At 41.3% G+C, this 18,958-nt stretch carries 23 protein-coding genes and 1 tRNA gene; 11 read left to right on the top strand and 13 right to left on the bottom strand.

Going from position 1 to position 18,958, the window contains the following annotated elements:
- Positions 1–9: 9 nt before the first annotated feature.
- Positions 10–85, bottom strand: a tRNA-Ala gene (locus AN389_RS09415).
- A gap of 164 nt (positions 86–249) precedes the next feature.
- Between AN389_RS09415 and AN389_RS09410 the strand changes: the two genes are divergently transcribed.
- Positions 250–651, top strand: coding sequence for a hypothetical protein (locus AN389_RS09410; RefSeq protein ID WP_055019691.1), 402 nt, complete (start codon positions 250–252; stop codon positions 649–651).
- A gap of 1 nt (position 652) precedes the next feature.
- The gene (locus tag AN389_RS09405) at positions 653–1,153 is read left to right on the top strand and encodes a prolyl-tRNA synthetase associated domain-containing protein (RefSeq protein WP_055017946.1); all 501 of its coding nucleotides are present in this window, start codon (positions 653–655) and stop codon (positions 1,151–1,153) included.
- Here AN389_RS09405 and AN389_RS09400 read toward each other — a convergent pair.
- On the bottom strand, positions 1,120–2,265 hold the full coding sequence (locus tag AN389_RS09400; RefSeq protein WP_055019690.1) for an MFS transporter: 1,146 nt from the start codon (positions 2,263–2,265) through the stop codon (positions 1,120–1,122). The two genes, AN389_RS09405 and AN389_RS09400, sit on opposite strands and share 34 nt — an antisense overlap.
- A 199-nt stretch (positions 2,266–2,464) precedes the next feature.
- On the opposite strand from AN389_RS09400, the gene AN389_RS09395 reads away from it, so the two are divergent.
- The 4 genes from AN389_RS09395 (at position 2,465) to AN389_RS09380 (ending at position 5,623) form a co-directional block, all read left to right on the top strand.
- A complete protein-coding gene (locus AN389_RS09395) occupies positions 2,465–3,004 on the top strand; it encodes a DUF2058 domain-containing protein (protein ID WP_004587650.1) in 540 nt (179 codons plus the stop codon).
- Positions 3,005–3,164: 160 nt separating this feature from the next.
- Positions 3,165–3,488 (top strand): c-type cytochrome, encoded by a 324-nt coding sequence (locus AN389_RS09390; protein ID WP_004587649.1) that lies wholly within the window; start codon positions 3,165–3,167, stop codon positions 3,486–3,488.
- A 166-nt stretch (positions 3,489–3,654) separates the two neighbouring features.
- Positions 3,655–4,422: a class II aldolase/adducin family protein gene (locus AN389_RS09385; protein WP_055014674.1), complete on the top strand. Its 768-nt coding sequence runs from the start codon at positions 3,655–3,657 to the stop codon at positions 4,420–4,422.
- A 25-nt stretch (positions 4,423–4,447) separates the two neighbouring features.
- Positions 4,448–5,623, top strand: a complete 1,176-nt coding sequence (locus AN389_RS09380) for a mandelate racemase/muconate lactonizing enzyme family protein (RefSeq protein ID WP_055014675.1) — start codon at positions 4,448–4,450, stop codon at positions 5,621–5,623.
- Between the two features lie 130 nt (positions 5,624–5,753).
- Here the strand turns inward: AN389_RS09380 and AN389_RS09375 are convergent, their stop codons facing one another.
- The 8 genes from AN389_RS09375 to zapB form a co-directional block, all read right to left on the bottom strand.
- Positions 5,754–6,125: a hypothetical protein gene (locus AN389_RS09375; protein ID WP_055019689.1), complete on the bottom strand. Its 372-nt coding sequence runs from the start codon at positions 6,123–6,125 to the stop codon at positions 5,754–5,756.
- 52 nt (positions 6,126–6,177) lie between these two features.
- Positions 6,178–7,017, bottom strand: coding sequence for an amidohydrolase (locus tag AN389_RS09370; protein ID WP_055014677.1), 840 nt, complete (start codon positions 7,015–7,017; stop codon positions 6,178–6,180).
- Positions 7,018–7,027: 10 nt separating this feature from the next.
- A complete protein-coding gene (locus tag AN389_RS09365) occupies positions 7,028–7,756 on the bottom strand; it encodes an SDR family NAD(P)-dependent oxidoreductase (RefSeq protein ID WP_055019688.1) in 729 nt (242 codons plus the stop codon).
- Between the two features lie 26 nt (positions 7,757–7,782).
- Entirely contained in the window at positions 7,783–8,271 is a 489-nt protein-coding gene (locus tag AN389_RS09360) for a peptidylprolyl isomerase (protein WP_024031457.1), read from the bottom strand.
- A gap of 67 nt (positions 8,272–8,338) precedes the next feature.
- On the bottom strand, positions 8,339–9,823 hold the full coding sequence (locus AN389_RS09355) for a LysM peptidoglycan-binding domain-containing protein (RefSeq protein ID WP_408003054.1): 1,485 nt from the start codon (positions 9,821–9,823) through the stop codon (positions 8,339–8,341).
- A gap of 30 nt (positions 9,824–9,853) precedes the next feature.
- Positions 9,854–10,876: an MBL fold metallo-hydrolase gene (locus AN389_RS09350; protein WP_055014679.1), complete on the bottom strand. Its 1,023-nt coding sequence runs from the start codon at positions 10,874–10,876 to the stop codon at positions 9,854–9,856.
- Between the two features lie 62 nt (positions 10,877–10,938).
- Positions 10,939–11,241 (bottom strand): cell division protein ZapA, encoded by a 303-nt coding sequence (locus AN389_RS09345; protein WP_055014680.1) that lies wholly within the window; start codon positions 11,239–11,241, stop codon positions 10,939–10,941.
- Positions 11,241–11,471, bottom strand: coding sequence for a cell division protein ZapB (gene zapB, locus AN389_RS09340; protein ID WP_024031454.1), 231 nt, complete (start codon positions 11,469–11,471; stop codon positions 11,241–11,243). Before zapB ends, AN389_RS09345 begins: the two co-directional genes overlap by 1 nt.
- 238 nt (positions 11,472–11,709) lie before the next feature.
- Here zapB and AN389_RS09335 point away from each other — a divergent pair, with 238 nt between their 5' ends.
- Positions 11,710–12,549, top strand: a complete 840-nt coding sequence (locus AN389_RS09335) for a 23S rRNA (adenine(2030)-N(6))-methyltransferase RlmJ (protein WP_055019687.1) — start codon at positions 11,710–11,712, stop codon at positions 12,547–12,549.
- Positions 12,550–12,605: 56 nt separating this feature from the next.
- Here AN389_RS09335 and AN389_RS09330 read toward each other — a convergent pair whose 3' ends face one another.
- The 3 genes from AN389_RS09330 to AN389_RS09320 all read right to left on the bottom strand — a co-directional run bounded on the left by AN389_RS09330 (position 12,606) and on the right by AN389_RS09320 (position 14,922).
- A complete protein-coding gene (locus tag AN389_RS09330; protein ID WP_055014682.1) occupies positions 12,606–13,421 on the bottom strand; it encodes an META domain-containing protein in 816 nt (271 codons plus the stop codon).
- A gap of 106 nt (positions 13,422–13,527) precedes the next feature.
- Complete coding sequence (locus tag AN389_RS09325) at positions 13,528–14,094, bottom strand: alkylphosphonate utilization protein (protein ID WP_055014683.1); 567 nt, start codon at positions 14,092–14,094, stop codon at positions 13,528–13,530.
- 69 nt (positions 14,095–14,163) lie between these two features.
- Positions 14,164–14,922 carry an ABC transporter substrate-binding protein gene (locus AN389_RS09320; RefSeq protein WP_055014684.1) on the bottom strand — a complete coding sequence of 253 codons (759 nt, stop codon included), beginning with the start codon at positions 14,920–14,922 and terminating at the stop codon, positions 14,164–14,166.
- Between the two features lie 144 nt (positions 14,923–15,066).
- Here AN389_RS09320 and AN389_RS09315 point away from each other — a divergent pair, with 144 nt between their 5' ends.
- The 4 genes from AN389_RS09315 (at position 15,067) to AN389_RS09300 (ending at position 18,958) form a co-directional block, all read left to right on the top strand.
- Positions 15,067–16,332, top strand: coding sequence for an EAL and HDOD domain-containing protein (locus tag AN389_RS09315; protein ID WP_055019686.1), 1,266 nt, complete (start codon positions 15,067–15,069; stop codon positions 16,330–16,332).
- Positions 16,333–16,334: 2 nt separating this feature from the next.
- Positions 16,335–16,943 carry a paraquat-inducible protein A gene (locus AN389_RS09310; protein ID WP_055014686.1) on the top strand — a complete coding sequence of 203 codons (609 nt, stop codon included), beginning with the start codon at positions 16,335–16,337 and terminating at the stop codon, positions 16,941–16,943.
- Between the two features lie 63 nt (positions 16,944–17,006).
- The gene (locus AN389_RS09305; RefSeq protein ID WP_055014687.1) at positions 17,007–17,372 is read left to right on the top strand and encodes a hypothetical protein; all 366 of its coding nucleotides are present in this window, start codon (positions 17,007–17,009) and stop codon (positions 17,370–17,372) included.
- Positions 17,373–17,635: 263 nt separating this feature from the next.
- Positions 17,636–18,958 (top strand): TolC family protein, encoded by a 1,323-nt coding sequence (locus AN389_RS09300; RefSeq protein ID WP_055019685.1) that lies wholly within the window; start codon positions 17,636–17,638, stop codon positions 18,956–18,958.

Below are 18,958 nucleotides of genomic sequence, written 5' to 3'. Positions count from 1 at the left end.
GTAGGAAAGTGGTGGAGCTAAGCAGGATCGAACTGCTGACCTCCTGCGTGCAAGGCAGGCGCTCTCCCAGCTGAGCTATAGCCCCACATTCCTAAATTACATAGTTGTAATTACTTGGTTGCTGAGTTCCAAGCGGGGTGAACTTTAAATATTTTTATAAAATTGGTCAAGTATTTTTTAGCAATATTTAACTGTTATCGTTTATTTTTGATAGACTCGTGAAAAATACCTCGCGAAACGACAAAAACAATGAAAAAAAGTATCTGTATACTTGCTTTGCTGCTTGCCGGCTGTGTAAGTAATGAAGCGCCTCCTTATGAAATAAATAACAAACAGTTTTATGAAAACGTAGATGAGCAGGGTAATAAAGTATTTGCTTATGTTGTTTCGGTTAAGGCCAAGCACCGTAGTAACATAAACTTAAATAACGGCGGACGAGGCGAGAAAAGACCGAGCCGCTCTGATGTAAAACGTTACATAGAACAAGAACACTTCGAAGACTCCAGTGTATTAAAACTTAAGCTGGAGGATGAAGCCGTCAGGTTTTTAAATCAAACCCTAAGTGAAAATAACTACTGTGAAAATAAACACGAAATTACACAAGTATTGTGGCGAGACTTAAGTGTGCAGCTAAGAGGGCGTTGTTTGTAGTATGTTGGCCGATAAAGCAAAGCTTGCGCAGCTATTAGCGCAATTAGGTATAAATTACGATGTGATAGAACATCCTGCGTTACATACTAGTTTAGATGCTGATGCATTTATGGTAGAACGCCCAGGTACGCGACTTAAAAATTTGTTTTTGCGTGATAATGAAGGAAAAAATCACTTTTTAGTGATCACCGCACACGACAAACAACTCGATTTAAAAACCTTATCTAAGCAACAAGGGCTTTCTCGGTTGGGGTTTGCTTCAAGTGAGCGCCTAGCGCGGTATTTAAAAGTACAACCAGGCTGTGTGTCTATGCTTGCTCTGGCAAACGACAAACAAAGCAAGGTCACTTTGTGGCTTGATCAAGATATTTGGTTTAATGAGCTGTTTCATTGTCACCCGTTTGAAAACACCCAAACTTGGCTGCTTACAAAAAATGATTTAAACATATTTTTTAAGCATACAGGGCATCAGCCTCGGGTAATGTTTTTACCTTCTCGATAGCCTAACGTGACTAAGACTAAACCAATAAAACACACACTCAGTAAGCAAAGCATAAATGCAGTTTGCCCTGAGTGCTGATAAACAATACCTGGTAATAACGAGCCCAGCGCTCCGCCGCTGTAATAAAACGATACATACCCGCCATTTGTTACACTTGCAGGTGCCTTGCTAATCTTGTTAACAAGCGGGGCTGCACTTGAGTGAATAACAAACATAGCAGCACAAAATATCGTAAATGCGATTAAAAACACACTCAGTTGCTGGCTTATAAGTAACACTATGCTTAAGTTATATACGATAAAAACCGCAGCCAGTAAATGCCAAGGCGAAGGCGCTTTTTTAGCAAGCCAAGGTGTGGCAATAGAGGCTAAAGCACCGATTAAGTAGCCGCTGTACACTAAACCTATATCGCGAGTATTTGTAATTAAAAAGGTGTGTTGCAAAATAAACGGAAGGTAATTTAATAAGGCCGCAAAGCAAAAAAACATACAAAAAACGGCACCATACAATTTTAATACTGCGGCATCTTTTAGCTGTTTAATATACGTTAGCGGCGTATGTGCTGGCATAACAGGTATCACAAAGCCCGTAGGCTTTATATTTATAGCTAGGCCAATAAGTACAAACGAAATAACATAATAAAAACTTTGCCAATGCCACACATCACTAAATAACGCCGCCAATACTCGGCCAAAGTAACCTCCAGCTATGGTACTGCCTATGTATAAGGTCATATTTTTTTGTAAGGCATTTGCGCTGTAGCGTATACCAATGTAGCTCGTCATCGCGGTAAGTGCGGCAGGTAAAGTTAAGCCTTGTATAAAACGCACCAAAAGTAATAGCTCAAAACTGGGCGCAGCTGTAAACAGTATGCAGCTCCCCCCTAAAATAAACATAGCAATACGTAAAATAACAAGTGGGTTTTGCTTGGCTAAAAAAAGCCCATAAATAAAAGGAGCTATTGCTAAAGGCAGCATGGTTACGCTCATTAAGCTGCCAGCAAGCGCTGGGGGCACGCTAAATTCGTTAGCAAATAAGTTTAATAAAGGCTGAGGTGCGTACAGCACAAAAAATATAAACACCGAGCAAATAAGTAAGTGAGCAAAGCGCATTGTTAGGCTTAAAATATAAGCTGATAAGTTAGCCAAAGTATATGAAAAATGGCTTATATTTCATAGGTTAAATCATTAACAATTGCGCTAAATCAAAGTGTATATTCAGCCCTTTGCTAGATTAATGCTAATAGCACTGTTATTTGTAGTCGTTGGTGATTAAAATAAACCTAATATAAGTTTTTAGTGGAACAAAGCCATGGGTTCATTACAAGACCAATTGCTGCAAGCAGGGTTAACAACATCGCACAAAGCTAAAGTTGCTAAGTCAGAAAAACGTAAGCAACAAAAAAAGCAAAAAAAGGGGGCTACTAGTAACCCAAGTGATCTGCAAAAGCATATACAGCAAACTAAATTAGAGCAGCAAAAAAAGGCTGAAGAACTTAACCAGTCGCGCCAAGAAGAGCTTAAGCAACGTGAGCAAGTTGCTCGTGTTAAGCAAATACTTGAGCACCATAACCAAGACTCTATCCGCGGTGAGCGTACCTTTAATTTTACTTACGACAACAAAGTAAAAGGGATAGACGTAAACGAGAAAACCCAAAAAGCGTTATCGGGTGGCCGTTTAGCTATTTGTGTACTGGAAGGGCAGTTTTACGTACTTGATGATGAACCGGCGCGTAAAGTCGCAGAAGTTGATGAAAAGTACATTGTTTTTCATGTTGAACCTGAAAACAAACCAAAAGACGAAGACGACCCCTATGCAGACTTTGAAGTACCAGATGATTTAGTATGGTAAGTGTCTGTTCAGTATTGTTTGCTACAGTTAACAACAATGGCTGAAAACGTAGTCATGTTTGTTTGATCGCCTAACGTAAATTGATACGTATGCTTTTTACCAGATTGTTTACTACAATCAATAGACTATTTTCTAACCGTCAAAAAGAAGAGTGAATATAATGAGCAAGATGAAAGCACTAATAGTAGGCGCGGGTATTAGTTTAGCCGCAAGTTTTTCGTTTAACGCCGCCGCTGCTGATGGCGAAGCCCTTTACACCCAAAAAATGTGTCAAACATGTCATGGTGCAGAAGGTAAAGCACCTATTATGGGCGCATACCCTAAAATTAATGGTCAAAACAAAGACTATTTAGTGGCCCAAATGAAAGATATTAAATCGGGCGCACGTAGTAATGGTATGACCGCGGCAATGAAAGCAATGGTTGCAACAGTAACGGACGAAGAGTTTGAAGCGATTGCAGACTACCTTTCAAAGGTAAAATAAAGCACCGCGTTTAAAAACGTATTATCGTTTTAAATTAAAGCGAAGCGTAAACAGCCACACATTTGTGTGGCTGTTTTGTTTGTGTTTGCTATAAAATTAATACTGCTTTAGACTTCTAAACATCTATTCGTACTTGTGTTGTTGTACGTATTTTAAAAGGCTGATTATGATTGATTTACCCCAACTAGATTTAAAAAATAAAGTATCGGAGCAAGAGTGGCAATTGCGCGTAGATTTAGCAGCGTGCTACCGATTAGTAGAGCATTTTCGTTGGGGGGATTTAATATACACGCATTTATCGGCACGTTTACCAGGGACTGATCACTACCTTGTAAATGCATTTGGCTTAACGTTCGACGAAGTAACCGCATCAAACCTGGTAAAGGTTGATTTGCACGGCAATATTATTGATGACACTCCGTTTAGTATTAACCCTGCGGGGTTTACTATTCATAGCGCCATTCACGAAGTGCGTGAAGATGCTCACTGTGTTATTCACTTACATACCAAAGAAACCATTGCCGTTGCGACACAAAAAAATGGCCTATTGCCACTAAGCCAATATTCTATGTTTTCGCTCCCTTCGCTGTCGTACCATGGCTACGAGGGGTTAGCTGTAAATGATGACGAGCGCAAAGTATTACAAGATGATTTAGGCAGTACCAATCATATGCTATTGGTAAATCATGGTGGCTTAACCGTAGGCCCAACCGTAGGCGATGCTTTTATGCGTTTTTATGACTTGCAACGAGCCTGCGAAATTCAGCTTGCATTACAAGCCAGTTCACAAGAGGTTATACCGGTGCCACAGCCAATTATCGACAATATTTATAACCAAGCTAATGTGGTACATAGTGGCAGTACAGGCGGGCAATTAGCGTGGCCTGCCATGTTACGAAAAGCGTACCGACTTGATCCCAGTTTTGCACAATAGCCTGCGTGGCTAATAAGGAATTTTAATGAAAGTAAATCGCGTAGAAGTATTTGATATTCATTGCCCAGAGCGTCCAGCTTGGACGCCGGTTTTTGTACGTATTCATACCGATGAAGGTATTAGTGGTGTAGGTGAAGCTGGTTTAGCTTACGATTTAGGCCACAGCGCAGCGGCAGCAATGATAAAAGAAATGGCTGATGCTTTTTTAATTGGGCACGACCCATTTCAAACCGAAAAGTTATGGTCGCGTATGTTACGCGAAAGCTTTTGGGGTTTAGGTGGCGGCCCTGTTGTGTATGCAGCGATGAGCGCCATAGATACAGCACTTTGGGATATAAAAGGTAAAGCACTTGGCTTACCTGTGTATCAACTACTGGGCGGTAAAGTAAACGATAAACTACGTACTTACGCATCGCAGCTACAGTTTGACTGGGACAGCGAGTTTAAAGCGCTAGTACAACCGCAAGAATACGCAGAAGCAGCGTTAAAAGCGGTTGGCGAAGGCTATGATGCAGTTAAAGTTGACCCTATTCAATACGATAAAGACGGGAATACATATTACGACCGCACTAAAATTATTTCTCGTGGTGAAATGAAGTTATACCGTGCGCGTATGCAAGCTATACGTGAAGCGGTGGGTGATGAAGTGGATATTATTTTTGAATGCCACAGCTTGCCTGGCGCAACTTCTGCTATTCAAATTGGCGAAATAGCCGAAGAGTTTGATTGTATGTACTACGAGGAACCCGTTAACTACTTAAATCATTCTTTACATGCAAAAGTAGCCGATAAAGTGGCCGTGCCCATTGCTGGTGGCGAGCGTTTATACAACCGCTGGGGTGTGCGCCCTTATTTAGAAGATCAAAGCATTGATGTACTACAGCCTGATATCGGTTTATGCGGTGGTTTTACTGAAACTAAAAAAGTATGTGACTACGCCGATATTTTTGATGTGCGTATTCAGGCGCACGTATGTGGTGGTCCCGTTGCGACTGCCGCATCATTGCATTTAGAAACCGCTATTCCAAACTTTTTGATTCATGAGCATCATACTTATGCCATTAAAAAGTGGAACCGAGAGCTGTGCTTACAAGATCCACAACCTAAAAATGGCTTTTTTGAAGTATCAGAAGAGCCAGGCTTAGGCATTGAATTAAACGATGAGATTGTTATGCGCTCGCAGCGTGTAGAAATTAAATAGCCTAAGCGTTATTTAAATACTATTGTTTAAAAGTAAAAGCCGGTAAGTGATAGCTCACTTACCGGCTTCTTTATAGCTGTGTGACCGCACCTAATACCTATGAGCAATAACGCTTGAATATTTTAAGGGATTAATTAGAAGGGTTAATTGAACACGTAACGCTGTTTATTTCAGCGGTGGCTTTACTATCAAGGTGGCGTATATAGCAGCGGTTATTGTTTATCATTAGCTCAAATTGATCGGGAAAGTTGCGCTGCTGATTAGCCGTTATATCGCTACGGTTAGTGTTTTTAAGAGTAAAGGTGCTGGAGTGCATAAATACATCGTCAGCAAGTTTTATGTTTTTTATATGCATTAGGCGCTCTATAACACGCGAAGCTGCTTGGCTATTTGGCGCGGTAAGTAAGGCATGATGCAGCTTAGGAGTAGGCTGCGTGTTAGACGCGCAACCACTTAAAATAGTAAAGATGCCAAGGGCTGATAATCGCGAATGTAGTGTCATAGTCATTGCCGCATTTAAGTAAGTGGTTAAATTTAATATAGATCAACACGCCCTACATATTATAAAAATGCTTAGCATTTGCGTAGCTGAGGTTATGCCATATTTTATTTGTTTTGCATAAGGCTTGATGGCTATGCCAAACATCATTATAGCTTGCGTTAATTTGGCAAACCGGAAAGTTACTCGCAAACATAATACGCTGCTCGCCAAAGTACGAGAACAAAGTGTCAAAACAGTATTGCTGCTGTTGTAAATTTAACGCTAAAAGCTCAAAACCCGAAAACTTAATCGCTATATTAGTGTACGCGCTTAGCATGCGAATGCTTTGTTGCCAGTTATTAATATTATTAGGTAAGCCGCCATGGTTTATTATTATTTTTAGCTGAGGCAGCGCCTTAGCGTAACGAGCAAGCTGAGCGGCTACGACAGTATTTTCAAGCTCAAACTGCGCTTCATAATGCAGCCCTTGCTGGCAAAGAGTTTGCAAATTACCAAAGCAAGCGGGGTTAAATAATCGCTGTGCGTCTGCGCCTTCGGTTATATCCCGTATGCCGATTAAATGCGGGTGTGCAAGGTCGTTAATTGCTTTTTCAAATTGCACAGGTACGCAATCTAACTGTGCGTAACTAATGGCTTTAAAGGGGAGCTTTTTTAAATGCGCCGTTAGCCAATTGAGTTCGTTAATGGGGGCGTTGTTATCAAAACCAGCCTCTATATGTACTATACCGGCGAGGGTAAAGTCACTGCTCCCTATTAGCTTTTTTTCACTAATAGGTTGTTTTATTAACTCTAAATTTGGCCATGCTGGTGGGTTTTCGCCTTGCAGCCAGGTATATTGCCCCTCGGCAAGGTTAAAAAAATGCACGTGGGGGTCAATAATTTTTTGGCTCATCGGCATGTGCTCATTGTGTTGTATAGCCGCCATCTATACTTTGCAGGCTACCGGTTATAAAGCTTGCATCATCACTTGCTAAAAAGCTAACTAGCGCGGCAACTTCATCAGCTTGGCCTAAGCGGTTTAGGGGTTGAAGGCTTGCCTCTTCTGCCACTATATCTGCCTTATTAGCACCGCTTTTTTTACAATAAGCATCTATGGCGTTATGAAATAGAGGGGTTTCTATTGTCCCTGGGCATACCGCATTTGCGCGAATATTAAATTGCGCGTAGTCAAGCGCTGTGGTTTTTGCCATAGAAGCCAGAGCATGCTTTGTCAGGTTGTAGGCAAACGAGTTAGGTTTACCAATTATTGCCTGATCTGAGGCTATTAAAATAATGGCGCCATTGTTTTGCGCTTTCATGCTTGGTAGTACACTTTGTACAGCCGCATAGGCCCCTTTCACGTTCAATGCAAATAACGCATCGAAGGTGTCCTCATCGGTATCCTCTATGCTAGCACTGAGGTGTTTACCAGCGTTAGAAACAAGTACATCTATGCGCGGGCTTCGATTACAAATGGCCGTAATACATGCTTTTACAGCACTAACATTACTCACATCGCATTGGTGAAAAGTACCTAGCTCGCTGTACTCAATATCTAAATTGTGCACCGTGTAGCCATTTTCAATAAAGCGCTTTACAACTGCTAATCCAATGCCTTTTGTACCGCCTGTAACAATAGCAACCTTAGACATACTTGCTCCTAATTTTAGGGATGTGACTAGTGAGAGTGACCGCAGCCGCCTTCTGCGTGAACATGGCCATGCGAAATTTCTTCACTGGTTGCTTCACGAACCGATACCACTTCTAAATCAAACGTTAGCGTTTTGCCTGCAAACGGGTGGTTTAAATCGCAATCTGCATTAAAGCGGCCTACTTTAACTAATGTTACTTGGTGCTGCCCTTGGTTTGAGTGCACCATCGCAGTCATACCTGGTTTCCACACTTTTACGTCACCTTGTAGGTGCTTAAGTGGAATACGCTGAATTAAATCGTCAACGCGCTCACCGTATGACTCGCTAGGTTCAAGTGTTACGCTAAACTTATCGCCCGCAGCTTTGCCTTCAAGGGCTTTTTCTAAGCCAGGAAGCATGCCTTCGCTGCCATGAATATAGCTAAGCGGCGCGTGGTTTACACTGCTTTCTAGTTGCTCGCCCGCTTCGCTTAAGGTGTAATGAAATTCAACTGCTGAATTTTTGCTAATTTGCATGCTTGTCTCTTTAAGTTTTTGACTAAGTTAAACGCCGATTTTACGCGAAATACCGAGCTTTATAAACTCAGCGTGGTTGAATAAGTGATTTTTGTAGATCTTGCAGTAAATCTTGTTTTTGCTGCGGTTGCTTGGGTTGTTCTGCCTGGGGAATAAATAGCGTTAATTGCGTGCCAGGCTTTAAAATGCTTGAGGCACTTAAGTTGTTCCATTTAGCTAAATCGCTGTGCGGCACTTCGTAAAGCTGGCTAATGCTCCACAAGCTATCGCCTTGTTTTACTTCATAGTCTATTTCTATGGTTGGGATCACGACTTCTTGAGGCTCCAAATATGGACTAATTTGATAATCTATAGTGAGCGATTTGGGGAGCGTTTTAGGCTGTCCAACAAACAGTTTTTCACCTATCCCTATCATATTATTTTGTTTGCCATTGAGCTGCTTTAACGCGCTTACCGACATGCTAAAGCGCCTTGCAATACTGTATAGCGTATCATTTTTTTTAACGATGTATTCGCCTGCAAAATTAGACTTAAAAAACTGACTTTTTAACAGTGCCTCTTGGCCAATAGGTAAAAGCAATGAATGGGGACCATTAGGTGAACTCTGATTTTTTAAATAACCTTGGTTAAGCGCGTGCAACTGTTTTGAGCCAACCCCAGAGAGCTTAGCAATGACCGAAAAATCAAACTGTTGGCCAATGTTCATTAGGGTTGTTATTGGTTTATTAGCAAGTTTAGGGCGCTTAAAGCCTTTTTGCGGGTGCTTTACTAAGTAGCTTAGCGCTAACAGTTTAGGCACGTAGTCGGCCGTTTCTTTTGGCAGCTTTAGAGAAAAATAATCGGTACTTTTACCGCGTTTTTTATTTCGCTCAATGGCTCGTTTAACTCGGCCTTCACCACTGTTATATGCCGCTAGTGCGTGAAGCCAGTCGCCATCAAAGCGTTTGTGTAAATAGCTAAGGTATTCAAGTGCGGCATCGGTGGAAGCAAGTACATCTTGTCGTCCGTCATACCACTGATCGGATTTAACCCCAAAATGATGTGCGGTGGCGGCCACTAACTGCCAAACGCCTACCGCTTGCTGCGACGAAGCAATGGTGGGTCTAAAATCACTTTCTACAAAAGGCAATAAAGCCAGTTCCATAGGCAGGCGTTTTTGCTCAATTTTTTTTACTATATGGTACAAATAAGGCGCGGCGCGTTTATTTACAGTGGGTAAATAGTTAGGTTGTTTTAAATACCAGTTAATGCGCTTTTTTAAGGCGCGATTTTGATACACCGTAAAATGTAGGTTGTTGGCAATATGCACCCATAGATTTTTAGCTTTCGCGAGGCGTTTTTTTACAACGTTTTTTTTTGCTTTTACCGGCGGGGCAGGCTTTGCTTGTTGTAATTGTTTTGGCTCTGCTGGCTCAAGGTCAATTTGGTTTTCGTAGCTTGGCTCAAAGTGAGTGAAAATCTGTGGTGCTTCAACAGGCTCTGCATTTTCTGTGGAGCTGCAACCAAACATTAAAATACACGCAAAAATTAAACACAATCCGCGAATTATCATCTCTTTTAAAAGTACCTTTATTTGTTAACACTATTCCGTGTGCTGAGTTAATTGAGCGCGCTTGAGCCCTGCTTGTAAAAATAATTGGCTCGATTTTGTATTTAACGCTTCTTGTTTGTACGGCGCTAATACATCCACAGGGAAACTGTTGATTAGCTCATCAAGTGATTGTTTTTTATTGTTTTTAACATGGGTAGTTAAATTTGTTAAAAACAATAAAGGTTGCTGAAGTTGCGTTTTTTTAAGCACCTCGCCGTGGCCGGGAAGTATTGTACGCAAATTAGGCTGATTAATATAGCGTTTGAGTAGGGCTTGCCAATTTTGTAATTGACCGTGACCAGGGTAGGGTAGCCAATCCACAATATCGCCGCCTATTAGCAGCGCGCCATTATTGGTACTGAGCGTTAAATCGCCGTTTGTATGGGCTTTTTCGGGCTTTATTTGTACGGCAAAGTTCCCTAAATCAATACTTTGTGGCTCACTAATTACAGTTGTAGGTGATTCTAAGTTATAGGTTTTCCAACGTAAAAAACGCTGTTTAGCTAAAGAGAGCTTTTCGCGCCACTGTGTTTGCTGTTGTTCGGGCAATGTGGCTAAGCGCTGATAGCTCAGTTCTATACTTTTTTCATAGCCTGCTAACTTATCATCGTACGCCTGCTGGTATGTGGCAAAGTTATCGGCTACTTGCTTATGCACTATTAGCTGTGCTTTTGGAAAGGCGTTTTGTAATACGGCCATGCCTAGCAAGTGGTCGTCATGAAAGTGGGTCGCTACTAAATAACATAACGGGGTTTTAAGGCGTTTTTTTAACTGTTTTGCCAGTGCTTCAACGGCTGCAAAGTTCCCGCTTGCATCAACCATTAGTGCGCATTGTTCGCCCTCTATGAGCACTTGGTTTGAATCGTAAAAGCGTAGCTTATTTTGTTGTTTTAAAAATTGCACATTGTCGTTAATTTGCTGCCAAGTAACCGCTGCCTGAGTAGATTGAGAAAATAGGCTAAGGGTAATAAAAAGAGCGGGGATTACAGTTACTAAAAGGGGTTTTAACGTCATTGTGTGTCTCTGCGCAGCATTTATTTATTATCATAATAAACAAAAAGCGCACGGGGCGCTTTTTATTTTTTTGTTGGGTCACTCGCCAAGCATTGGCTGAGTTTATCAATGAGTTGATCTTGCTGTTGTTGCTCTACACTGGCGTGCGTTTTAGCTTCTAGTAACTCATGGCTAAGTGTGAGTGCTGCTAAAAGTATCGCTTGTTGTTCGTTGCGAACTGATGAGCGTTGCTTTGTTTGCTCAACCAAGTCATTTAAATTTTTTGCTGCTGCTATTAATGCATCTTCTTGCCCAACAGGGCATGCAAACTGCTGCTCTTTACCTAGCAACTCAACTGTGACCCGCTGGTTTTGCAGCTCAGACATTAGCTTGCCTGTTGTGCGCTTTGTAGTTTATCAAGTAAGCCTGTTAACGTAGAGCTAGCATCTTTTTGCTTTTCTTCGTTTTCAAGGGCTTCTAGTTGTAAAATTTCGTTTTCATCACTTAGCTTTGCATTTTGCTCTTTTAAGCTAGCAACATCCGTTTGTAATTGGTTGTTGCGCTCGATAAGCGAGTCAATCAGTTGTTCGAGTTGTTGAAGAGTTGTGTTGTTCATAAAGGCGCTCATATAACTGTAATTAATGTCATGCAAATGTAAAGCAAAGTGTGTTGTTTTGCCAGCATTTACGGTGGTTTTAGCACAATTTTATTGTTTATTAAGTGATAATTCAGGGTAGGGGCTTTTTTGTTCATAAATGGTTCACTTAACTGCGCGCTTAGCGGTGAATAGGTTGCCAAAATACGGAGCTTGTGGTTCACTGCCGATATTAAATTGCGTATAGCGAAAATCATCCATGCTTAGTTACAGACACTCTTTTCATGCAGGTAACCCTGCCGATGTGCTTAAACATTTAGTACTTGCACAGGTACTTCAATATCAAACCATTAAAGATAAACCCCTCGATTACATTGATACCCACTCTGGTGCGGGGTTTTTTGAGTTAAGTTCATCAGATGCGCAAAAAACACAAGAATACAAAGAGGGCATTGCTAAGCTTTGGCAGCATAGCAGTGAGCACGAGGCGCTAAACGATTATATTTCATTAATTAAATCGTTTAATGATGGGGATGAGTTGGCGTTTTACCCCGGTTCGCCAAAAATTGCTGAGCATTACCTGCGCCGCCAAGACAAAGGCTGGTTTTTTGAATTACATCCGCGCGATTTGCAGTTACTTGAGCAAAACATGCAAGGTAAGCGTTCTATTCGCGTACGTGGCGAAAACGGTTTTGTCGGATTAATAGGGTTACTTCCGCCTGCTTCGCGCCGAGCATGTGTACTTATTGACCCGCCTTACGAGATTAAAGACGATTACGATACAGTTGTTACCACGCTGATAAAGGCGCAGCAGCGTTTTGCTACAGGTACTTATATGATTTGGTACCCTGTTGTTGATAGAGAGCGTATCAATAATATGGAGCAAGGTCTGATTGAGTCGAGCATGCGTAATATTCAATTATTTGAACTAGGTACTGAGGCTGACACTGACGTACACGGTATGACTGCCTCAGGTATGATAGTGATTAACCCGCCCTGGAAATTAAAGCAAACAATGGATAACGTGCTACCTGAGCTTGTTAAGCTTTTAAGTAAACCTAGCGGCTTTTACCGAAGCGAGCAGTTAGTAGATGAATAGTGTGTGAGAGTATTTAAATACGCGCACTAAAAAGCCCAGTTTAACTGGGCTTTTACTTAATTAAAATAGACCGCATTAAAGGTGGCAAGCGTGTTGCCACTGCTATCTTTTAATTCTAAAGACTCGCCTTCTATAGCCCATTTTTGTGTGTTATTGAGCATGTTTAACATCGCTGCTTCTTGCTCCATGCTTTGCGAACACATTTTTTTTGTGCTTGCTAATTGGCTAAACGATATTGAATGTTGCTCTGTACTGTAGCTGCCGCTGACGTTATTACATCCTAAAAAGCCGTTAACACGGTTGTCTTTATCAAATTGTATGAACGGCTCTTTTGTTCTTACACTGACTGTTTGTGCATTAATTGTCACTGCCTTCCAGTATGTATTTGCAAGCGTTACATCACTTTTAGGTGAGGCGACTCTTTCAAGCTCAATTTCGTGAAGGATCCCTGATTTTGCATTTTTAAAAGGGTTGTACTGCCTTGTGCTGGTATAAAGAACCTTGTCTTTATTAATGATTCTGGCTGTGAGGCTGTAGCGGTGTTTATCAACAATGTTGTTGTCATCATACGCAAGCTCTACGGTATACGGTGGCGCTTTGTTTATATCTAGGATTTGTTGGGTGATTATTTCGGCTTTTACGTCTGCTTTTGATACATCCGATAGCGTTACGATCAGTTGCGACCCTGGGCGTGGCATACTGCGATCTTTATAGCTTACTTGAGCGGTCAATCCCATCACGTTTTTTTCTTGTGCTGTAGATTGTGACTCGTTAGCGGGTTTTTCACAGCCCGCTAATGTGAATGCACTTAGTGCTAATAAACCTAAGCTTGTAAATATGCGTTGTTGAAACCTCAATTGATGTTTAGCCATGCTTGCGCTCCTTATTCCTGTATTGCTGGTAAGTGTAGGGGGAGGGAGCTTAATCATGGCTTAATTTTTAAGGCATAAAAAGGCGCTAATGCGCCTTAGCATAAAGCTATTTTTTGACAAACTTAGTTAAAATAACAATGCGTTGGCCCTCTACACGCCCTTCAATATGCTCAGGGTTACTTGTTAAGCCTATGTTGCGTACTGCTGTGCCGCGTTTGGCGGTCAAGCTACTGCCTTTCACATCTAAGTCTTTAATTAGCGTAACGGTATCGCCAGCTTGAAGTACTACGCCGTTACTATCTACATGTTTTATATCGTCATCTTCAGCAAGGGCTTTTTTGGCCCACGCAAGTGTGTCTTCTTCAAGGTAAATCATATCTAGCGCATCTTGTGCCCAGCCACTATCAACAGCTAAGCGTGTAAGCATTCTATAGGCTACCACTTGTACGGCAGGCGTTTGGCTCCACATGCTGTCGTTTAAACAGTGCCAATGTGTTGGGGTAAGCTCGCTGTTGTTTTCTATTTGATCTTTACAGGTTTGGCAGGTGTAAATGCATTTATCTGAGTGGGTTTCGGTAACAGGAGGTACTTCGTAAACAGATAAGTGTTCGGTTGCGCTGCACAATTCACACTGATTATTGCTGCGCTCGATTAAGGCTTTTTCAATACTCATAAGGCATTCTTATATAGGAGGAGGTTTACATTTGGCCGTATTATACCCCAGTGGCGGCTCAGGGCGATACTAATCCCTTAAGTTTTGTGCGGGTATTGGCTCTATGTACTTATCTTCGATACGTTTTATATAACCATTGCTGTGTAAGTAAGCAATTGCTTGGTTTATTTTAGGCAATAGGGCTTTATGCTTAGCTAATAACCGTACTCTTAAATATCCGTGCGAATGCTGTGCGCCAAACCCAATTTTAATATTTAACTGCTTAGACCAATACGCTGCGGTGTGAATCCCCATAATGGCAACATCAATACGCGCTTTAGATAATGCAATTAGTAGCTCTTTTTCAGAGGGAAAGTCGACGCGATTATATTTTTCATCATCGTGGTAATCGTAACCAAGTACGGTACCAACCTCTTTCGAATATAAACTTTGTTCAGTTTGATACTGCGCCACTTTATTAGGTAAAGCTATAATCATTTCAGTTGCGGGGATCAGCGGGTCTGAAAAAACATAGTAAGGATTATCCCGCTCGTTTTGGGCTAACCATTTTAAAGAGAACACATCAAAATCTATAAAGCCGTTTTCTAAATACTTGGCAATGCGTTTGGTGGGTAGCTCCACATGATTGACGGTAATATTTGCCTGCGCCATTAAAGCGGTAATAATTTCTGGCAAAATACCAGGGTTTTCTGGGTTACTGGTGTAAAAAGGGTAATGGCTGCCCGATGCACTAACATTATAGTTAAGCTCTGGCTGGCTTTGCTCTGCATTGGCAAATGTAGCAAGGTGGGCAATAAATAAGAATAAAAACAACTTTAAAAAAAACAAATAAATAACCTTTGCTAAACTTTTATGAGTGAGTGCTATGTAATTTAGCTTTACATGCAAGGATTCTAGAATCTTCATGGTAGTTGAATTACAGTATATAACTTAATTGTAATAAACAACGTTAAATAAGATAGGTTTTTATAAGTGAACCCTACAAATATTTTTGAGAACGGGCAAAAGCTAACGCAGTTTGTTGCAAGGCAACCTATTTTTGATGCACAGCAGAATGTGTTTGCCTATGAGCTACTTTATCGCGATTCAGCCCATAACGCATTTCCTGTGGGGACTTCTGATGAGCAAGCAACTAGCCGCTTATTTTTTAATACATTAATGATGTTAGGGCCAGATAAACTTACAGCACATCACTTAGCGTTTATTAATCTTTCTTCCGCCACTATTTTAGAAAACTTTCCAAAATTGCTAGTGCCCCAAAATTGTGTGTTAGAAATCGTTGAGCGTACAAACAAAATAGCAGAGGTTACTCAACGCGTTAAAGCGCTCAAGCAAGAGGGGTACAGGTTTGCTTTAGATGATTACGATGGTGACGATAAGTGGGCGCCATTACTTGCGCATGTTGATTACATCAAAATTGAAATGGACGATGTAATAATTAAGACCAATATGCGGATAAAAAAAATTAAACGCGCTAACCCGCATGCAAAAGTGATTGTTGAGCGCATAGAAACACATGCGCAATTTCATTCGTTAAAAAAAGCGGGTTGCGATTTATTTCAGGGTTACTTTTTTGCACGTCCTGAAATGATCACCTACAAAGATGTGGAGCCGGGCAAAGTGATTGTGTTTGATTTACTGCGCTTTACGGCAAAAGAATCTTTATGCTTTGATGAAATACAAAAGCGAGTAGCCAGAGATGTAGCCATTACAGCGCGTGTATTAAAGTTAGCTAATGCCCGCTCGAGTAGTACCAAATTAACCATTACCTCTATATCGCAAGCGGTTGTGTATTTAGGAGAGGATAGCATCAGGCAGCTAGTTCGCGTTTTAGCACTGAGTGAGTTAGGCGCTGATAAACCGACAGAACTTACAAAGCTTGCGTTAACCAGAGCCCAGTTTATTGCGCTATTGTTAGGTCAGAGTTATCCAAAATTGGTTGGCCAAGGCTATTTGGTTGGGCTATTTTCGGTAATGGATGCAATTTTAGATACAGACCTTGAAGCTATTGTTAAAGAATTTTCGTTAGATGAAAGTATTGCCCAGGCATTATTAAACAATGAGGGCATTTTAGGGCAAAGCCTTGCGCTTATTAGAGCGTTTGAACTAGATGAAATGGATAAAATAGCGACACTAATGCCAGCAATAAACAGTGATCTGCATATAGGGCATATTTTTAATTATGTGCTTGATGCAGTGCTGTATAGTGACGAAATTATTGAGGCTATAGCAGAATAAATATGCGTAATTGGTTATCTATTTTAAGTATTGTGGTTGCATTAGGGCTGTTATTCCCAGGGGTTACTAAGCCCGTATTGACGATTGAGGGTAACATTGATAAATCGCAACTGGCTAAGGTTGGGATAGACATGTTAGCCGAGGAAGGCGATGGCCGGACCCGCAGTATGTTAATGATGTTCTCTAGCATGTTAGGGCTTGATAAATTAGAAGGTGAAATAAACGCGTACAATAAAACCCAAAGTATATGGGGGACTATTAATGAGCTGGCTAGCAATAATAATTTATTTGTAGCGGTGCTTGTTGGGTTGTTCTCTATTGTGATTCCATGTTTAAAGCTACTGATGCAATTGCTGTATTGCTGCTTGTCGGCCAGCGTATTTAAAAATAAGTTAGGTGTAGTTATTTGCGCGCTGAGCAAGTGGAGCATGGTGGATGTGTTTGTTATTGCGTTAATAGTGACTTATTTGGCAGGCAATGCACATGGCCAAAGTAGCGATTTACTCATTATGCATAGCACGTTTGGCGAGGGGTTTTGGTATTTTAGTGCTTATTGTATTTTTGCTATTTTAGCGAGTAGCTTAATTACCCCGCCTAAAAAAGAAAATTAATCATTTGAGTTCGCTCAACAACTCAAATATTATTATTGGGTAATTTACTTAATAGGCTTAGTTTTGCAGCGTTTTTACTCAAATTTGCTCGTTGTTGTGATGTTACTCACGTTTGTGGGGCAAGCCGTCGCGTCTGTAAATCAGCAGTGCGAAATGCCACATATGAGCCTATCAGCAAAGCATGCCACACATGTAATGAGCGAGAGTAAATTGCCTACAGGTATGATGGAAATGGATTGCTGCAATGATGAAGCCGATATTCAAAGTGAGTGTCATTGCCCAATAAATGGCTGTGGAAGCAGCTCTATTCTAACGTACCCAGCCTTATTTACTGCTTTTTCGTTATCGAGTGAAAAAGTTACCCTGTTTAATAGCGGTCTCTCCTCCCCTCCCAGTAATACCTTATATCGCCCTCCTATGTTTGCTTAAACGCAGAATAGGTGTGATACCAATCGACCTGATTATTAAGCCATTTAGCGTGCCAAATAAAGCGTTAACAGCGTTATAAACCTCTCATGTAGAACACCTACATGGCGATGTTTATGCCTTGTTATCACTGTATTTAACTGTTGCTATAAATACTCAATAACTCATTACCATTGGTATGCGTGAAATTTAGCTATATTGGCTTAAAGCGCCTGTTCTGCTTGTTAATTTAAGATTTTTATTTTTAATTTTAGATGGAGCAGGCAATGACCCGCACTGTAATTTTTAAAGCTGTATTACTAAGTGCCACCTTATTTGGTGCTGTATTTAATAGTGATGCCATAGCAAAAGTACCCACCCTTAATTTAACGGATGCCATAAACATGGCGCTCAATAACGAGCCGTGGCTGAGCGCCAGTGAGCAAAAGCAAGCCGCCGCCACAGCGCAAAGTATTGCTGCAGGTACTTTACCAGACCCAGTACTGAGCATAGGTTTACAAAGCGTACCCGTAGATGGCTTTGCGTTTGATCAAGAAAACATGACGCAGTTAAAACTGGGTATAAGCCAAAGCTTTAGCCGTGGTAATAGCCTGGCACTTAGCCAGCAAGCAATAAAAGAAGAAGCACTTGAGCAGCCGTGGCTGAGGGCGCAGCGAAAGGCGCAAGTAAAAGCGAGGGTGATGGAACTGTGGTTAAATGCCTACAGAGCACAGCAAAGTATTGCGTTAATTGAACAAGATAAAGCATTGTTTACCCAGCTAATTGAAGTTACCGAAGCCAGTTACTCCAGTAGCTTAGGCAAAACCCGCCAACAAGATATTATTCGCGCACAATTGGAGCTGACGCGCCTTGAAGATAAACTGATTATATTAGCGCAGCAACTAGACGCCGCTAAACAAGGGTTAGTCCAGTGGTTACCACACAGCATATTAAGCCAACCATTAAGCCAGGCTTTTGCAGCGCCAGCTCCGCTTGCACAATTTAATAGCTTAGACCTTGATGAGCTCATTAAGTTACTTATGGCGCACCCCTCTATGGTGGCAATAGATCAGCGTATAGCCGCTAAACGCACACAAGTGAGCCTTGCTAAACAGAGCTATAAGCCACAACTTGGCGTAAATATGGGTTATGGCTACCGCGCTGATAATCAATTTGGTGAATCGCGTGCTGATTTACTTTCGGTTGGCGTGAGTATTGATTTGCCTTTATTTACCGACAACAGGCAAGATCAGCAAGTTAAAGCCGCTATTGCCACTGTAGAAGCCATTAAAACCGACAAACGCGTGGCGCTACAAAATCTAAAAGGGGAGTACTTTAAAGAGGTTAGCCAGCTTGAGCGAATTAAGCAGCGCCATACGCTTTATCAAAACACATTATTACCGCAAATGTCACAACAAGCGCAGGCTACTTTAAACGCGTACACCCGTGATGATGGCGACTTTTCTGATGTTATGCGTGCGCGTATTAGTGAGCTAAATGCCAAAATAGATGCGCTTAATATTCAAATAGACAAACATATTATTATTGCTCGCCTAAATTATTACGCAGCCAGTTTAGACTCGCTAGTAATGGCTGAGTTACGAGGGTAA

The sequence above is a fragment of the Pseudoalteromonas sp. P1-7a genome (genome assembly GCF_001401855.1).
Classification (GTDB): Bacteria; Pseudomonadota; Gammaproteobacteria; order Enterobacterales; family Alteromonadaceae; genus Pseudoalteromonas.
The sequence above is the reverse complement of the archived record's forward strand: the minus strand, read 5'-3'. Positions and strand labels throughout refer to the sequence as shown.

Excerpts from the sequence above, each read along its gene's own strand:
- AN389_RS09385 (WP_055014674.1), top strand. The coding sequence starts at position 3,655 with ATGATTGATTTACCCCAACTAGATTTAAAAAATAAAGTATCGGAGCAA.
- AN389_RS09400 (WP_055019690.1), bottom strand. The coding sequence starts at position 2,265 with ATGCGCTTTGCTCACTTACTTATTTGCTCGGTGTTTATATTTTTTGTG.
- AN389_RS09310 (WP_055014686.1), top strand. The coding sequence starts at position 16,335 with ATGCGTAATTGGTTATCTATTTTAAGTATTGTGGTTGCATTAGGGCTG.
- AN389_RS09300 (WP_055019685.1), top strand. The coding sequence starts at position 17,636 with ATGACCCGCACTGTAATTTTTAAAGCTGTATTACTAAGTGCCACCTTA.
- AN389_RS09350 (WP_055014679.1), bottom strand. The coding sequence starts at position 10,876 with ATGACGTTAAAACCCCTTTTAGTAACTGTAATCCCCGCTCTTTTTATT.
- AN389_RS09335 (WP_055019687.1), top strand. The coding sequence starts at position 11,710 with ATGCTTAGTTACAGACACTCTTTTCATGCAGGTAACCCTGCCGATGTG.
- AN389_RS09325 (WP_055014683.1), bottom strand. The coding sequence starts at position 14,094 with ATGAGTATTGAAAAAGCCTTAATCGAGCGCAGCAATAATCAGTGTGAA.
- AN389_RS09370 (WP_055014677.1), bottom strand. The coding sequence starts at position 7,017 with ATGAGCCAAAAAATTATTGACCCCCACGTGCATTTTTTTAACCTTGCC.
- AN389_RS09330 (WP_055014682.1), bottom strand. The coding sequence starts at position 13,421 with ATGGCTAAACATCAATTGAGGTTTCAACAACGCATATTTACAAGCTTA.
- AN389_RS09360 (WP_024031457.1), bottom strand. The coding sequence starts at position 8,271 with ATGCAAATTAGCAAAAATTCAGCAGTTGAATTTCATTACACCTTAAGC.
- AN389_RS09365 (WP_055019688.1), bottom strand. The coding sequence starts at position 7,756 with ATGTCTAAGGTTGCTATTGTTACAGGCGGTACAAAAGGCATTGGATTA.
- AN389_RS09380 (WP_055014675.1), top strand. The coding sequence starts at position 4,448 with ATGAAAGTAAATCGCGTAGAAGTATTTGATATTCATTGCCCAGAGCGT.
- AN389_RS09390 (WP_004587649.1), top strand. The coding sequence starts at position 3,165 with ATGAGCAAGATGAAAGCACTAATAGTAGGCGCGGGTATTAGTTTAGCC.
- zapB (WP_024031454.1), bottom strand. The coding sequence starts at position 11,471 with ATGAACAACACAACTCTTCAACAACTCGAACAACTGATTGACTCGCTT.
- AN389_RS09355 (WP_408003054.1), bottom strand. The coding sequence starts at position 9,823 with ATGATAATTCGCGGATTGTGTTTAATTTTTGCGTGTATTTTAATGTTT.
- AN389_RS09395 (WP_004587650.1), top strand. The coding sequence starts at position 2,465 with ATGGGTTCATTACAAGACCAATTGCTGCAAGCAGGGTTAACAACATCG.
- AN389_RS09405 (WP_055017946.1), top strand. The coding sequence starts at position 653 with ATGTTGGCCGATAAAGCAAAGCTTGCGCAGCTATTAGCGCAATTAGGT.
- AN389_RS09375 (WP_055019689.1), bottom strand. The coding sequence starts at position 6,125 with ATGACACTACATTCGCGATTATCAGCCCTTGGCATCTTTACTATTTTA.
- AN389_RS09345 (WP_055014680.1), bottom strand. The coding sequence starts at position 11,241 with ATGTCTGAGCTGCAAAACCAGCGGGTCACAGTTGAGTTGCTAGGTAAA.
- AN389_RS09410 (WP_055019691.1), top strand. The coding sequence starts at position 250 with ATGAAAAAAAGTATCTGTATACTTGCTTTGCTGCTTGCCGGCTGTGTA.